Genomic DNA, 14,423 nt, shown 5'->3' with positions numbered 1-14,423 from the left:
ATGCGCACGGTGGCCGAACGGGCCGAGGTGTCCACGAAGACCGTCTCCCACGTCATCAACGGCACCGGCTCGTACAGCCCCGAGACGGAGCAACGCGTTCGCGCGGCGATCGACGAACTCGGCTATCGCATCAACCCCTTCGCCCGCGGCCTGCGCTCGCGCCGCACCGACACCATCGCGCTGGTCCTGCCCAACCTCTGCCAGCCGTTCTACGCGGAACTCGCCGAGCAGATCATGAGGGCACCCCAGACACAGGGACTCAAGGTGGTGCTCCACTCGACCCATGGGACGCCCGGCGGGAGCAGGCGGTCCTGTCCTCGCACCCGGAACTGGTGGACGGCGTCATCTGTCACCCGGCCCACGGTCGTACTCGGCGAACGCCCCGCCGACGCCACCGCGCTGAGCCTGGACTACGTCGAGAGCGCCGACGAACAGGGCGCCCGCGCGGTGGTGGGACATCTTCTCTCCCGGGGCCGGCGCCGCATCGCCGCCATCGGCGGACAAACCGGCCCACGGGCCGGAGCCCGCCGTCTGCGCGGCTATCGCGCAGCTCTCGCCGAAGCCGGCGTCGACTACGACGACTCCAAGGTGCCGAGCGACGTGGCCCTGGCCGGTTTCGACGACATCGAGGCAGCCCGCTTCGCCTCGCCGCCCCTGACCACCGTCGACCTACGACGCGAGTCGATCGCCCGCACGGCCGTGACACTGCTGCGCTCGCGCATGGGCATGGAGGACTTCCGGAACCTTCCCGGCCGCAGCGAGAGCATCGGGTACGACCTCCGTCCACGGGCATCGTCGGGAGCGCCCCCGTCCGGGCCTGGGTGAAACAACTGGATGATCACACCACCACACAGGCCCTGGCGGGTCCGGCTCCCTACGTCGGCGCCCGCATCCGGAAGTCGTGGTGCGGGGGCAGCGGTTCGTCGCTGATCCGGCTCCACAGGTCGCCGATCGCCTCGGCGCCCTCCCGCAGGTCGGCGACCTCGAAGCCCTCCTCGAAGACGGTCCGGGCCGCCTCGGGCCGCCCCTCGGCGAGCAGCAGTCCGGCCTCGATCAGCCGGAACCTGCCGCGGGCGCGGATCGCCGGATACAGCCGCTCCCACACGGAACGTGCCTCGGCCGTGCGCCCCGCCGCGAGCAGCGCCTCCAGCGTCTCGCGGCCGAGCGCGGCGGTGGCCGCCGTCCACGCCTCGCCGTCGTCGCGCCGCTCGTGGCACAGGTCGTCGAAGGCGTCGGCGTACCGGTCGGCGGCCCGCTCCCGGTTACCGCTCTCCTGGTCGGCGACGGCGAGACAGCGCAGCAGCGGCCAGCGGGACGGCGCCAGTTCGAGTCCCCGCTCCCAGCTGCGCACGGCCTGTGCCCGGTCCCCGGCGTGCCACTGGGCGACGCCCAGGTGGTACTCGGTGAGCGGGGTGGCGGGCGCGGTCTCCAGCATGTCCCGCCAGTGCGGGGCGACCAGGGTGTCAGCGGGCGGGCGCACCCGGCGCGGTTCGGGCAGGGACCCGCTCCGCAGCAGCTCAAGCCAGGGCGCCTGCGCCTCCCCGAGGGTGCTCTCGTCGAAGGGGGTGCCGGGCAGCTTCCAGTCGGCGCGCAGCACTTCGAGGGCGCCCCAGCCGGAGCCGGCGGCCAGGGTCTCACCGGGTTCGGTGTCGGCGTACGGCTTCCAGGCGGCGTAGGCCGCGTCGACGGCGGCGCGCGGCAGGACGGCCTCCAGGCGTGCCTCCGCCTCGGCCGTCACCGGCGCCGACTCCAGGGGCCCGTACGCCTCCAGCCATGCCATCTCGCTCCCGGCGTCCAGGCGTACGTGTTCCAGCTGGGTGCGGGCGAGTCCGGCCTGGATCTCGCAGTAGCCGCCGGTGCCGGGTTCGGTGAGCCACTCCTGCCAGCGCCGGCCGCCGCTGCCGGTCCCCCACACGAACAGCTTGCGACCGCGCAGGAGGTCGGTGGACGTCTGCGCCAGGCCGTGGCCGCCGTCGGGGTCGAGGGCGGCGATCCAGCGGCGCCGGGTGTCGGGCAGGTCGTAGAAGTAGTCGGCGGCGTAGGGGCTGTCCTGGGGGTCCGGCGGGACGGGCACCCGGCGCAGGTGGCGCTCGTAGCCGAACTGCCAGGCCTCCTCGGCCGGCGCGAGCACCGTGCGCCCCTCGGGGACGGCGGTGTTCGACCACCAGTAGGCCGGTACCGGCCGCTCGTGCGGATTGCGGATCCGCACCCCGGCGTACAGGAAGTCCGAACCGTCCGGGAGCCACAGATCCACCTGGAAGGGCAGGTCGCGCAGCCGCTCCCACTCCCACAGGCGCAGCATCTCGCCGCCGTCGGGGGCGGGCACGCGGGCGGCGTGCAAGGGGGCGCAGGAGAGGGTGGTGTGGCCGGTGGCGCCGGTGTTCCACTCGATGCCACCGGAGAACCAGGCACCGTTCAGGGCGAAGTTCGCGGGCTGGAACACCGGGTTGCGGTAGAGGAGTTCACGCCCGGTCGGCCGGTGGAGGAGGGAGGCGATCCGGCCGCCGAGTCCGGGCAGGACCGTGGCCCTGAGCCGGTCGTTCTCGATCACGATGGTGTCGATCTCGCGGGGTGCGCGGGTTCTGCCGTAGCCGTCCCGGACGCGGACCGGCAGCAGGCTGTCGAGCTGGCCGTAACCGGCCTGCCGGGCCATGTCCCGGGGCAGGTCGCCCCGGTCCCGTGCGTCCACGCGGTGCACCTCGTGCACAAGCCGCAGCGGGGGCAGGGGGTTGTCGGGGCCCAGGGGTGCGGCGGGCAGGGTGAGTACGTCTCGCCGGATCGTCGTCACGATCACCATGGAAACCGTTCGGCGGTGAGTCGGCCAGGGGAGCTGCCGGTCAGGATTGCGCAAAGGCGTCCACGACGATGTCGGTGAGCAGCGCGCCCGCCGTGCCCTCGGGGTCCAGATCGGGGTCGTAGATGGTGACGTTGAGGCCCACGCAGGCGGGGGAGGTGACCAACGGCCGCAGCAGCGCGAGGAGTTCGGCGGGCTGGAGCCCGTCCGGGTCGGGGCTGTCGACGGCGGGCATGACGGACGGGTCGAGGCAGTCGGCGTCCAGGTGCACCCAGAAGCCGTCGATCTCCGGGATCTCGAAGGCCTGGGCGGTGGCCCGGGCGACGGCGTCCGCGCCCCACTCCCGGAGGTCCCCGACGGTCACGACGGGGATCTTCAGCGCGGCGAGCTCGGCCCTGTCCTCCTCGAAGGCGTCGCGGACGCCGAAGAACCGCACGTCCTCGTCCCGCAGATAGGGCCCGCGCCCCTCCAGGTCCGTCAGGTCCCGCTGCCCGCGCCCGGTGGCCAGCGCGACCTCCTCGCCGCCCGCCGCGCCGATGCGGTCGGAGTTGCCGGGGTGCCGGAAGTCCGGCGAGGCGTCGATCGCGGCCAGGCCGTAGCGCCCGACGCGGCGCAGGGCGAGCGAGGCGCCGAGCTGGATGGAGCAGTCGCCGCCGAGGACGACGGGGAAGTCCCCGGCGCGCACATGGCGCTCGATGCGGTCGGCCAGCTTCACGGTGTACGAGGCGATCGCGGCGGCGTTGAAGACCCCGTCGCCCTCCTGCCAGTCCCCGCGGTCGTAGCGCGGCGGCACCACCACCCCGCCCTCCAGGGCGTGCAGGCGGTGCACGATCCGCTGCTCGCGAAGGGCCCCGGCGAGCTTGTGGCAGCCGGGCACGGTACCGGGGGCGGGCGGGCGCAGACCGAGGTTGGAGGGAGCGTCCAGCACGACGATATTCCGCATGCGGATCATCCTCGCCGACGTACAGTCGCCCGGTCCACGGAGATACGCGAGGGAGCGACAGTGAGTGAGCAGCACACCTACCGGGTGATCGTGCGCGGCACGTGGGAGGGACTCACCGAGCAGGCCCGTGCCCGGCTGCTCGCCGAGGCGGCGGAGCACGGCATGGCGAGCATGCGGTTCTCCGAGGAGGGCTCGCTGTCGTACGAGCCGGTGCCGTTGAAGCACTTCTCGATGCGGTACGTGGTGGTGTCGGACGCGGCGGACGGCGAGGAGATGGCGGGCGCGATCGCCGAGGACCGCGCGGAGACCGCACTGCGGGAGCTCGGCTACGGCTTCGCCGGCCTGAAGTCGACGGTCACCGACCTCGACACCATGAAGATCAACCGGAAGCCCGCATCTCGGCGGTGATCGCCCAGCGCTCGTGGTCCCGCCACTCCCCGTCGATCCAGATCATCTTCGGGGAGAACCCCTCCAGCCGGAAGCCGCAGCTGCGGGCGAGGGCGAGGGAGGCGGTGTTCCCGGGCTGGGCGTTGATCTCCAGCCGGTGCAGCCGCATCGGGCCGAAGGCGTGGTCGACCACGAGGTTCAGCCCCTCGCGCATCAGCCCGCGCCCGGCGGCGTGCGCGAACGCGCCGTAGCCGAGGGCACCGCACCGGAAGCCGCCCTGGACGATGTTGTTGATGTTGATGAACCCGGCGATGGCCCCGTCGCCCCGCTCACCGTCCTTCTCGCAGACCAGGAACCCCGCCTTGGTCCGGTCCTCGATCAGCCGCCCGGCATAGGCGAGATACGCGCTCTCGCTGTCCGGCGGGAACAGCCAGGGCTGATGCAGTTCCTTGCTCTCCCGGGCCCGCGCGGTGAACTCGGCGCCGTCCTCGTAGGTGAAGGGACGTATGCCCACGCGGGGGCCCTCGGCGAGGTAACGGGACGCGGTGTGGGGCATCCCGCCACCCTACGACGTGAGCCGCCGCCTCGTCAGCGGAGCGCGGGTTCGTCCAGGGTCAACGTGCCCGCCTCCGCGTCGAGTTCGGCGGCCACCCCGAACGGGATCGTCAGCGCCCCCTCGCCGTGCCCGAAGCCGAACTCCTCCACGACGGGCACGCCGAGGCCGCCGAGCCGGTCGAGCAGCAGCGCGCGCACCCTCTCGTACGGCTCGCACCGCTCCCACGACCCGAGGAGCACCCCGCGCACTCCGTCGAGCCAGTCGGCGCGCAGGAGCTGGGTGAGATAGCGGTCGAGGCGGTACGTCTCCTCGCCGACGTCCTCCAGGCAGAGCAGTCCGCCGCGCGCACCGGGCCGGGCGTGCGCGGAGCCCAGTTCGGAGGCGAGCAGACACAGACAGCCGCCGAGGGTGACACCGCGGGCCTTGCCGGGGACGAGGGCCGTGCCGTCGGAGGCGATCGTGCGGACCGTCTCCGGCGCGAACAGCGTGGACCTCAGATGTTCCTGGGCCCGCGCGTTCTTGATGAAGTCGATGCCGGCGGCCATCGGACCGTACAGCGTGACCAGGCCGAGCCGGGCGGCGAACGCCTCGTGCAGTGCGGTGACGTCGCTGAACCCGACCAGCACCTTCGGCCCGGCCGCGCGCAGGGCGTCCCAGTCGAGCAGGTCGACCATGCGCATCACGCCGTATCCGCCGCGGGCGCAGAGCACGGCGTCCACGGAAGGGTCGCACCAGGCGTTCTGGAGGTCGGCCGCCCGGTCGGCGTCCGTGCCCGCCAGGTAGGTGAACTCGTCGTGACGGTCGAGTACATGGGGTGCCACGACCGGATCGAGGTCCCAGCCGCGCAGGACGTCCAGGCCTGCCTGGAGGCGCTCCTCCGGCACCGGCCCGCTCGGCGCGACGACGGCCACGCGGGCTCCGGGCGCGAGCCTGGGCGGCCGTACGAGTTGCTTCACCTGGTGAGCTCCAATGTCGGGACGCCGGGCGGGTTGAGCCCGAACACCTGGGCGTACAGGGAGAGTTCGGCCTCCAGCGCGCGGACCATCGTGTCCGCCCGGCGGAAGCCGTGCCCCTCCCCCTCGAAGGCGAGGTAGGCGTGCGGCACCTGCCGGCCGTCGATCCGGGCGAGGAACCGCTCGCACTGCGCGGGCGGGCAGATCACGTCGTCCAGGCCCTGGAGCAGCAGGAAGGGCGCGGTGACCCGGTCGGCGTGCTCGACGGGCGAGCGTTCCGCGTACCGTCCGGGGACCTCGGCGAGCGGTCCGACCAGGCTCTCCAGGTACTGGGACTCGAAGTCGTGGGTCTCCCCGGTGCCCCAGCCGGCCAGGTCGAGGATCGGGTAGACGATGGTGCCGCAGGCGTAGACGTCGGTCGTGGTGAGCGAGGCGGCGGCGGTCCAGCCGCCCGCGCTGCCGCCGCGGACGGCGAGCCGGTCGCGGTCGGCGGTGCCCTCGTCGGCGAGGGCGAGCGCGACGGCCGCGCAGTCCTCGACGTCGACCACGCCCCACTGCTCGCGCAGCCGGTTGCGGTACTGACGCCCGTACCCGGTGGAGCCGCCGTAGTTGACCTCGGCGACACCGATGCCGCGCGAGGTGAAGTAGGCGATGGAGAGATCGAGCACGAGCGGCGCGTGGCCCGTGGGTCCACCGTGCGCCCAGACGACGTACGGCGGCAGCTCGTCGCCGGGCGCCCGGTACCCGGGGTGGTGCGGCGGGTAGACATGGGCGTGGATGTCGCGGCCGTCGGGGCCGGTGAAGACGCGGATCTGGGGCTCGGGGTAGTGCACGGGGTCGACGGGGTCGTCGTGCTCGGCGCCGACCACCCGGGCCCGGCCCGTGCGGGTGTCCAGTTCCACGACCTCGTAGGCGGTGCGCGGGCTGGCGCCCACGGCGAGGACCCGTTCGCCGTGCACCGCGAGGGTGGGCGCGAACTCGGTCCAGGGACCGGCCGCGTCGACGAGTTCACCCGTCTCGGGGTCCAGGATGCCGAGCGCGGTCGAGCCGGTGCCGTGCACGACGGCGATCAGTCCGCTGTCCAGCGGGGCGAACCAGCGGTGGCCGAGCTTCCACAGGGCGCCGCCGAACTCCTCCTCGCGCGGGCAGAGTTGCTCGCCGTCACGGTAGAGGTTCCACCAGCCGGTGCGGTCGCTCGCGTACAGGAGACGGCCGTCGGGCGCCCAGTCGGCCTGGGCGATGGACTCCTCCGGGCCGCCGGCCACCCTGCGGGGCTCCCGCAGCGCGCCCTCGTGGACCTCGGCGACGATCAGCTCCGTGCCGTCCCAGGGCATGCGCGGGTGGTCCCAGGCGAGCCAGGCCGCGCGCGAGCCGTCGGGAGACAGCCGCGGCCCGGTGACGAACCGGTGGCGGACGTCGGTGAGTTCACGCACCGCGTCCCGGTCCTGCACGGCCGAGCCGTCCAGCGGCACGGCGGCCAGGACCCGGCGGACGTCGGTGGGCCCGTCCCCGGTGAACTCCTCCAGGACGCACCACACTTCACCGAGCTCGGGTCTCAACTGCGGCTGTGCCCAGCGCAGTCCGCCGCCGACCGGGGAGACCGGCGTGAGCGGGACCGGCTCGCCGCCGGGCTCGAAGCGGTACAGCCGCTGGTCGGCGAAGTGCACGAACACGACGAGCGGTGCGCCGGCCACCACCTCGCCGGCCCAGGGGTGACCGCCGTACTCGATGACCCGGCTGCGCACGTTCCACGGCGCGGGCAGCACCGGCTCCTCCCGGCCGTCGGCGCGCCTGCGCACCAGGGTGCGGCGGCCGCCCTCGGCGGGCCGGGGCTCGGTCCACCACACCTCGTCCCCGACGAAGCCCAGCCATTCGGGGTGCCCGTCGTGCGCGGCCGCGAGCGCCGCGTCGATGGGCGAGGGCCAGGAACCGTATGCCGACGTCTGCACGTTCTCCCCCACTTGCTCAGGTCGTTCGCAGGAAGCGGTCGAGTACCCGTACGCCGAAGTGCAGTGCCTCGACGGGGACACGCTCGTCGACCCCGTGGAAGAGGGCCTGGTAGTCGAAGCCCTCCGGGAGCTTCAGGGGCGCGAACCCGTACCCGGTGATGCCCAGGCGGGAGAACTGCTTGGCGTCGGTGCCGCCGGACATGCAGTACGGCACCACGTGTCCCTCGGGTGCGAACTCCTCGACGGCGGCCCGCATGGTGGCGTACGTCGGTGAGTCGACCGGCGCCTGGAGGGCCACCTCGCGATGGCTGAACTCCCAGTCCACGTCCGGGCCGGTGAGCAGGTCGAGGGTCGCACGGAACTCGTCCTCGCCACCGGGCAGACAGCGGCCGTCGACGTAGGCCACGGCCTCCCCGGGGATCACGTTGAGCTTGTAACCGGCCTGCAGCATGGTCGGGTTGGCGCTGTTGCGGACGGTCGCCTCGACCAGCTTGGCCGCCGGACCCAGCTTCTCAAGCAGTCCGTCCACGTCATTCAGGTCGGCCTCGATGCCGTAGAGCGCGGCGAGTTCGGTGAGGGCCGCGCTGACGGTCGGAGTGAGCCGGAGCGGCCACTCGTGCTCGCCGATGCGGGTCACGGCGGCGGCGAGCCGGGTGACCGCGTTCTCCTTGTTGACCTTGGAGCCGTGTCCGGCGCGGCCGTTCGCGGTGAGCTTGAGCCAGCCCGTGCCGCGCTCCCCCGCCGCGATCGGGTAGATCTGCCGGCCGGCGCCGTCGTGGAAGGTGAACGCCCCCGACTCGCTGATCCCCTCCGTGCAGCCCTCGAAGAGCTCCGGGTGCTCGTCGGCGAGGAATCCGGAGCCGTCCACGGCGCTGGCCTCCTCGTCGGCGGTGAACGCGATCACGAGGTCGCGGCGCGGCCGTACGCCCTGCCGGGCCCAGGACCGCACGACGGCCAGGATCATCGCGTCCATGTTCTTCATGTCGACCGCCCCGCGGCCCCAGACGACCCCGTCGCGGACCTCCCCGGAGAAGGGGTGCACGCTCCAGTCGGCGGCCTCGGCGGGCACCACGTCCAGATGACCGTGGACGAGCAGGGCGTCGGCCGACGGGTCGGTGCCCTCGATGCGGGCGACGACGTTCGTCCGCCCCTCGGTGCGCTCCAGCATGAGGGGCTCAAGGCCCGCCCCGGCCAGCTGCTCGGCCGCGTACTCGGCGGCGGGGCGCTCCCGGCAGTCGCCGCCGCCCCGGTTTGTGGTGTCGATGCGGATGAGGTCGGAGGTGAACCGGACGACCTCGTCCAGTGCCTGCTGGTCAGCCATACTGCTCCTCCACGGCGGCCGAGACGATGGTGGTGACCGCCTTGAAGGTACGGATTCCCGCGTACATGGTCTCGCTGGTGTACGCCACCTTCCGCACTCCGATCCGCTCCACACCGGGCACCACGGTGGCGGCCATCGCGAGGTGCTCGGCGTCGAACTCGACCGCGATCGTGAACGGCCCGGCCGGTACGGGTTCCTGACGGACCGCCAACCGGGCGGCCTCCTTCGCGGCGGCCCGGATGTCGGCGGCAGTGCGGGCCGGTGTGCGGCACACGGCCGCGTACCGCGAGACATGGTCCTTGACGGCGACCTTCAGCGCCTCGGGCGCGTAGCCGAGGGCGTCCTCGCAGGCCACGTCGTCTCCGGTGACCAGGACGACGGGGACGCCGTACTCGGCGACCACGTGCGCGTTGAGGTACCCCTCGCTGGCGGGGACGTCGTCGAGCCACACCCCGGTGATGGAGTTGGCGAGGTAGGTGTGGGCGAGGACGCCCTCCTGGCCGGCGCCCGCGTGGTAGCCGAGGAAGGCGATGCCGTCGACGTCACCGTGCTGGACTCCCTCGACCATGGACAGCGACTTGTGCCGGCCGGTGAGCATCCGCACACGCTCGTCGAGGTCCTCCAGGAGCAGGTTGCGCATGGTCCAGTGGGCCTCGTTGATGAGCACCTCGTCGGCGCCCCCGTCGAAGAAGCCCAGCACGGCGGCGTTCACGTCCGAGGTGAACATCGACCGGCACCGCTCCCACTGCGGTGTGCCCGGCAGCACGTCGGCCGGCCAGGTCACGCCCGTCGCGCCCTCCATGTCGGCGCTGATCAGGATCTTCATGGTCCGCCACGTTACGCGCCGGGGAGGTTTACGTCGCCCGCAAGTGGTGAGGCGAGCCGCATGCCGCTCACCCCCGCCTCACAGGTGACTCCCAGGAGACGCGTATCCTCCCTCGCGGGTTCCACAGGAGACGGTCAGGGAGAAGAGTGAGCGACACCGCACAGTCCGTCCGGTCGGCACGGCCCACGACGGCGACCACCGCGCCGGAGAACCCGCCCGGACGCCCGAAGCAGCGCGACGCGTTCTTCGACAACGCCAAGTACCTGGCGATCGTGCTGGTGGCCATGGGCCACGCCTGGGAGCCGCTGCGCTCGGACAGCCGTGCCGTGACCGCGCTGTACACGCTCGTCTACGCGTTCCACATGCCGGCGTTCATCATCATCTCGGGCTACTTCTCCCGCTCCTTCGACGCGAGCCCGGCGAAGATCAAGCGGCTGGTCACCGGGGTCGTCGTCCCTTACGTCGTGTTCGAGACGGCATACACCTTTTTCACCCGGTGGTCGGACGGTGTCCCGGACCGCGACATCAGTCTGCTGGACCCGCTGTATCTGACCTGGTTCCTGGCCGCGCTGTTCATCTGGCGGCTGACCACGCCGATCTGGCGTGCCGTGCGGTGGCCGCTGCCGATCGCGCTCGGGCTCGCCGCGCTCGCCACGCTCAGCCCGTCCATCGGCGCCGACCTCGACCTCCAGCGCACCCTGCAGTTCCTGCCGTACTTCGTGCTCGGCCTGTGTCTGCGCCCCGAGCACTTCTCGCTGGTGCGCCAGTGGCGGGTGCGGCTGCTCGCGGTTCCGGTGTTCGGGGGCGCGGTGGTGTTCTCGTACTGGGCGGTCCCGCGCATGGACTACGCCTGGTTCTTCCACCGCGACGCCGCCGAGCACTTCGGCGTGCCCGCCTGGTACGGGCCGCTGATGACGGCGGCCCTCTTCGGCTGCTCGCTCGTGCTGGTCGCCTGCTTCCTGTCCTGGGTGCCGGGGCGCCGGATGTGGTTCACGACCCTGGGCGCGGGCACGCTCTACGGCTATCTGCTGCACGGTTTCGTCGTCCAGGCCGGCAACCACTTCGACTGGGCCGGCCATCGCTGGCCGCACACCCCGCTCGGCGAGATCGCCGCCACGCTCGTCGCCGGTGCCGTGGTGACCGTGCTGTGCACCGCTCCCGTGCGGCGGGTCTTCCGGTGCGTGATGGAGCCGCGGATGGAGTGGGCGTTCCGGAGGACCCCGCCCGTGACGGGCGGGGTGCCCGCTCAGGCACGCCGATAGGACGTGTCCGGCGCCGGACCGTCAGCCGGTGCGGCCCACCACCCACCACTTCGACGGCAGTTCGATCCGGGTGCCGTCGGCCCGGTACTCGGTGGTGACGAGCGGCAGGTCCCCGCTCGCCACGATCGTCAGCCCGGCCGCCCCCAGGTACACGGGCACCGCCTCGTCGGCGACCTCACCGGGGGCGATGCCGTGCCGGAAGATGGGTGCGAGCTTGGCGGGCGGTCCGTCGGGGCCCTGCGCGAGGCCCACCAGGACCGCCTTGGCGGCCTCGGAGAGCTCGACGAGGAAGGCCCGGCCGCGCTCTCCGACGAGCGTCGCGATCCCGTCGACCAGTTGCTGCCGGTCCTCGGGGCCGGCCTGGTGCAGCACGCCCCGCATGTAGACGTTGGCGTCCCCCAGTTCGGCGTGCAGATTCTCCGGCTCGCTCTTGTCGGAGGCGTCCAGCAGCCGATACGTCACCTGCCCGTCGGGGTCGGCGTCGCGCGCACGGTCCAGGGCGGCGGCGGACAGGTCGACGCCGATGACCTGGGTGAAGTGGGCGGCGAGAAAACGGCTCTGGGTGCCGTTCCCACAGCCCAGGTCCACGAGGGGCAGCCCGGGATCGGCCAGCAGCGGCTCGAAGTGGGCGAGGTGGACCCCCGCGGTCAACACCGGTTCCGCGTCCCAGAACACGGCCCCTTGCCGCCCCGGGGCCTCCCGCCAGAAGCCCTCCCAGGACTCCCGGTACCGACCAGTCACGCTCATGCCCAACTCCCCAGGATGTGCCACAAACCCGCCACACTTGGCGGGCCAGTACGGTGTATCGCGCCGGGGTCACGCGGACAAGCGCGTGGCGCATTCCTTCACTGCCAGTTCGAGAAACACACGCCCCCGGCGACGAACGGGACGCTCAGCGACGCGGCAGGGTCAGTTCGAACCAGACGGTCTTCCCGGCCTTCGTACGACTGGCACCCCACTCCCGGGCGAGCGTGCTGACCACCCGGAGTCCTCGTCCCCGCTCGTCGGCGGGTCCGGCGCTCAGCAGGTTCGGCAGCTCGTGGTCGTCGTCGTCCACCTCGCACAGCAGGGTGTCCTCCCGCACGAGCCGCAGCTCGACGGGCCGGCTGTGCGAGTGCCGTACGGCGTTGGTGACGAGCTCGCTCACCATGAGCTCCGCGCCGTCGGCCAGCTTCGCCAGGCCCCAGTCGTGCAGCTGCTCGCGCACCACGGCCCGGGCCCGCCCCACCTCGACCGGGTCGAGGGAGATCCGCCACTCGGCCACGTCGTCCGGCTCGATGCCGTTGAGGCGGACCATGAGCAGCGCCACGTCGTCCTTGCGTCCGCCCCGCGGGTTGAGGGCCCGGATGATCGCGTCGCAGGCGTCGTCCATGGACGCGGCCGGATGCGCGGCGGACTCGGTGAGCGTCGCGAGGCCCACCCCGATGTCCTCGCCGCGCACCTCCACCAGCCCGTCGGTGCACATCAGCAGCCGGTCACCGGGCTCCACCCGCACGCGTACCGCCTCGAAGGGCACCCCGCCCACGCCGATGGGCGCGCCGGTGGGCAGGTCGAGCAGTTCACTGCGCCCGTCCGCGGCCCGCACGATCACCGGGGGAATGTGCCCGGCGTTGGCGAGGTGGAGTTCGCTCGCGATCGGGTCGTAGACGGCGTAGAGACAGGTCGCGAGGTAGGTGTCGCCGAGCCGCTGGGCGAGGTCGTCGAGGTTGCGCAGCAGTTGGGCGGGCGGCAGGTCGAGCGCGGCCATGGTCTGTACGGCCGTGCGCAACTGGCCCATCATGGCGGCCGAGTTGAGCCCGTGGCCCATGACGTCCCCGACGACCAGGGCGGTCCGCGCGCCGGGCAGTTTCACGGAGTCGAACCAGTCGCCGCCGACGCGTCCGAGGAGCGTGCCCGGCAGATAGCGGGTGGCGATGTCGCAGCCCGCCATGCGGGGCGGGATCTGCGGCAGCATGCTGTCCTGGAGGGTCTCGGCGACGGACTCCTGGAAGGTGTACATGCGCGCGTTGTCCAGCACGAGGCCCGCGCGGGCGGCGAGTTCGGCGCCGGTGACCCGGTCCATGTCGTTGAACTCGACGCGCTCGGGGTGCCGCAGCAGGATCATGAACCCGAGGACCACATGGCGGGCCTTCAGCGGGACGACGAGCATGGAGCGGCCGGTGATCAGCGGCCTGATGTCCCGCTTCTCGAACTGCGAGGCGATCGCGTGCCCCATCTGTTCGCTGATGCGCGGCACGAGGACGGGCTCACCGGTGGTCATGCACTGGAAGAACGGGGTGTGCGCGGGGAACGGCATGGCCTCGCCGACCGGCACCACGTCGTCCCAGCGGCCGGGTTCGTCGGTGTGCTCCAGGGCCACCCGGTGCCACATGGTGGTGGTGTCCGGCACGCCGTCGGGGAACCCCTCACCGGCGACGACCTGTTCGCGCAGATAGGTGCCGGCGACATCGGTGAAGCGGGGGACGACGGCCCTGCTGACCTCGACGATCGTCCGGGACAGGTCGAGGGAGGTGCCGATCTTCCCGCTGACCTCGTTGAGGAACTCCAGGCGCTCGCGCACGGCGACGTATTCGAGGTCCTCGCCCTCGTCCGGTCCGTCCTGCGGCGACGGCAGGCCCTCGGCGGCCGCCCGGGCCGCCCGCTCGCGGCGGGCCCTGCGCTCGGCGCGCCGGGGCACACCCCAGTCGGGGGTGACGGGCACCCGGTCGTTCTGGCTGAACTCCAGGACCGGATAGCCCAGTTCGAGGACCTGCGCGACGATGCGGGCGCTCTCGCCGACGCTCATGCTGGGCAGGATCTCGGGGAGCCGCCGGGCGAGTTCGTCGGCGCCGGGGAAGTCGGTGTGCAGGGCGAAGGCGGGGGCGATCCGCTCCACGGCCGCGCCGGTCTCGTCCGGGTCGAGATCCCGGCGCAGCCCGCCGGCGTCGGCGGCCAGCACCAGCAGACGCTCCCGGCCCGGGCCCACCAGCGGGTAGGCCCACCACAGGACGTCGACGCGGTCCGCGCCGGGCACGGTGAGACGGGCACGGCCGGCGGCCGGGTAGGACAGGCCGCCGTCGAGGGAGGACTCAAGGTCCGGTCCGAGTCCGTCGTAGGCCGCGTACCCGCCGTGGGGCGGGGTCTGCGCCTCGTCGGGGAGCGCTCCGGAGACGGGCAGCAGGTCGGCCGCGGAGTGGCCGATGGCCTCGTCCTTGCCGGCGCCGAACAGCCGGCCGGCGCCCCGGCTCCAGTGGGACACCAGGCCGTCGCGGTCCACGACCACCACGGCCAGCGGGACCCGGCCGGCCGCGGCGTGTCCGTCCGCCGTGCCGCTCCCGGCTCCGCGGCTGGGAGGTGCGCCCCTCTCGGTGCCACGGTCCATGGCCCAGGCCCTCTCTCCGCAAGATCTGTGCCGCCTGTTCCACCGTACGGCGCCGGGCGGTCACGGTGTGC

At 72.7% G+C, this 14,423-nt stretch carries 12 protein-coding genes; 3 read left to right on the top strand and 9 right to left on the bottom strand.

The window, feature by feature from the left end:
* Entirely contained in the window at positions 1 to 825 is an 825-nt protein-coding gene (locus AQI94_RS27585; RefSeq protein ID WP_225890276.1) for a LacI family DNA-binding transcriptional regulator, read from the top strand.
* Between the two features lie 49 nt (positions 826 to 874).
* Here the strand turns inward: AQI94_RS27585 and AQI94_RS27580 are convergent, their stop codons facing one another.
* Positions 875 to 2,797 carry a DUF5107 domain-containing protein gene (locus AQI94_RS27580; RefSeq protein ID WP_031050133.1) on the bottom strand — a complete coding sequence of 641 codons (1,923 nt, stop codon included), beginning with the start codon at positions 2,795 to 2,797 and terminating at the stop codon, positions 875 to 877.
* A 40-nt stretch (positions 2,798 to 2,837) separates the two neighbouring features.
* Entirely contained in the window at positions 2,838 to 3,737 is a 900-nt protein-coding gene (locus tag AQI94_RS27575; RefSeq protein WP_031050136.1) for an arginase family protein, read from the bottom strand.
* Between the two features lie 60 nt (positions 3,738 to 3,797).
* On the opposite strand from AQI94_RS27575, the gene AQI94_RS27570 reads away from it, so the two are divergent.
* Positions 3,798 to 4,145 (top strand): DUF6204 family protein, encoded by a 348-nt coding sequence (locus AQI94_RS27570; RefSeq protein WP_031050139.1) that lies wholly within the window; start codon positions 3,798 to 3,800, stop codon positions 4,143 to 4,145.
* Here the strand turns inward: AQI94_RS27570 and AQI94_RS27565 are convergent.
* The 5 genes from AQI94_RS27565 to AQI94_RS27545 are packed head-to-tail and all read right to left on the bottom strand — an operon-like array spanning position 4,117 to position 9,729.
* Entirely contained in the window at positions 4,117 to 4,680 is a 564-nt protein-coding gene (locus tag AQI94_RS27565; RefSeq protein WP_031050142.1) for a GNAT family N-acetyltransferase, read from the bottom strand. The genes AQI94_RS27570 and AQI94_RS27565 overlap by 29 nt on opposite strands.
* Positions 4,681 to 4,712: 32 nt before the next feature.
* The gene (locus tag AQI94_RS27560) at positions 4,713 to 5,636 is read right to left on the bottom strand and encodes a S66 peptidase family protein (RefSeq protein ID WP_031050144.1); all 924 of its coding nucleotides are present in this window, start codon (positions 5,634 to 5,636) and stop codon (positions 4,713 to 4,715) included.
* Positions 5,633 to 7,582: a S9 family peptidase gene (locus AQI94_RS27555; protein ID WP_062229995.1), complete on the bottom strand. Its 1,950-nt coding sequence runs from the start codon at positions 7,580 to 7,582 to the stop codon at positions 5,633 to 5,635. The genes AQI94_RS27560 and AQI94_RS27555 overlap by 4 nt, the downstream gene beginning before the upstream one ends.
* A gap of 16 nt (positions 7,583 to 7,598) precedes the next feature.
* Positions 7,599 to 8,903 (bottom strand): M20/M25/M40 family metallo-hydrolase, encoded by a 1,305-nt coding sequence (locus tag AQI94_RS27550; RefSeq protein WP_031051649.1) that lies wholly within the window; start codon positions 8,901 to 8,903, stop codon positions 7,599 to 7,601.
* Positions 8,896 to 9,729, bottom strand: a complete 834-nt coding sequence (locus tag AQI94_RS27545; RefSeq protein WP_031051647.1) for a M55 family metallopeptidase — start codon at positions 9,727 to 9,729, stop codon at positions 8,896 to 8,898. The genes AQI94_RS27550 and AQI94_RS27545 overlap by 8 nt, the downstream gene beginning before the upstream one ends.
* A gap of 146 nt (positions 9,730 to 9,875) precedes the next feature.
* Here AQI94_RS27545 and AQI94_RS27540 point away from each other — a divergent pair, with 146 nt between their 5' ends.
* The gene (locus AQI94_RS27540; RefSeq protein WP_031051645.1) at positions 9,876 to 10,991 is read left to right on the top strand and encodes an acyltransferase family protein; all 1,116 of its coding nucleotides are present in this window, start codon (positions 9,876 to 9,878) and stop codon (positions 10,989 to 10,991) included.
* Between the two features lie 21 nt (positions 10,992 to 11,012).
* Here the strand turns inward: AQI94_RS27540 and AQI94_RS27535 are convergent, their stop codons facing one another.
* Positions 11,013 to 11,738 (bottom strand): class I SAM-dependent methyltransferase, encoded by a 726-nt coding sequence (locus AQI94_RS27535; RefSeq protein ID WP_031051644.1) that lies wholly within the window; start codon positions 11,736 to 11,738, stop codon positions 11,013 to 11,015.
* Between the two features lie 145 nt (positions 11,739 to 11,883).
* On the bottom strand, positions 11,884 to 14,352 hold the full coding sequence (locus tag AQI94_RS27530) for an ATP-binding SpoIIE family protein phosphatase (protein ID WP_062229978.1): 2,469 nt from the start codon (positions 14,350 to 14,352) through the stop codon (positions 11,884 to 11,886).
* Positions 14,353 to 14,423 lie beyond the last annotated feature (71 nt).

The sequence above is a fragment of the Streptomyces pseudovenezuelae genome (assembly GCF_001513955.1).
Taxonomy (GTDB): Bacteria; Actinomycetota; Actinomycetes; order Streptomycetales; family Streptomycetaceae; genus Streptomyces; species Streptomyces pseudovenezuelae.
The sequence above is the reverse complement of the archived record's forward strand: the minus strand, read 5'-3'. Positions and strand labels throughout refer to the sequence as shown.

Coding starts and splice junctions, on each gene's coding strand:
- AQI94_RS27585 (WP_225890276.1), top strand. CDS start 1: ATGCGCACGGTGGCCGAACGGGCCGAGGTGTCCACGAAGACCGTCTCC.
- AQI94_RS27580 (WP_031050133.1), bottom strand. CDS start 2,797: ATGGTGATCGTGACGACGATCCGGCGAGACGTACTCACCCTGCCCGCC.
- AQI94_RS27575 (WP_031050136.1), bottom strand. CDS start 3,737: ATGCGGAATATCGTCGTGCTGGACGCTCCCTCCAACCTCGGTCTGCGC.
- AQI94_RS27565 (WP_031050142.1), bottom strand. CDS start 4,680: ATGCCCCACACCGCGTCCCGTTACCTCGCCGAGGGCCCCCGCGTGGGC.
- AQI94_RS27550 (WP_031051649.1), bottom strand. CDS start 8,903: ATGGCTGACCAGCAGGCACTGGACGAGGTCGTCCGGTTCACCTCCGAC.
- AQI94_RS27545 (WP_031051647.1), bottom strand. CDS start 9,729: ATGAAGATCCTGATCAGCGCCGACATGGAGGGCGCGACGGGCGTGACC.
- AQI94_RS27535 (WP_031051644.1), bottom strand. CDS start 11,738: ATGAGCGTGACTGGTCGGTACCGGGAGTCCTGGGAGGGCTTCTGGCGG.
- AQI94_RS27530 (WP_062229978.1), bottom strand. CDS start 14,352: ATGGACCGTGGCACCGAGAGGGGCGCACCTCCCAGCCGCGGAGCCGGG.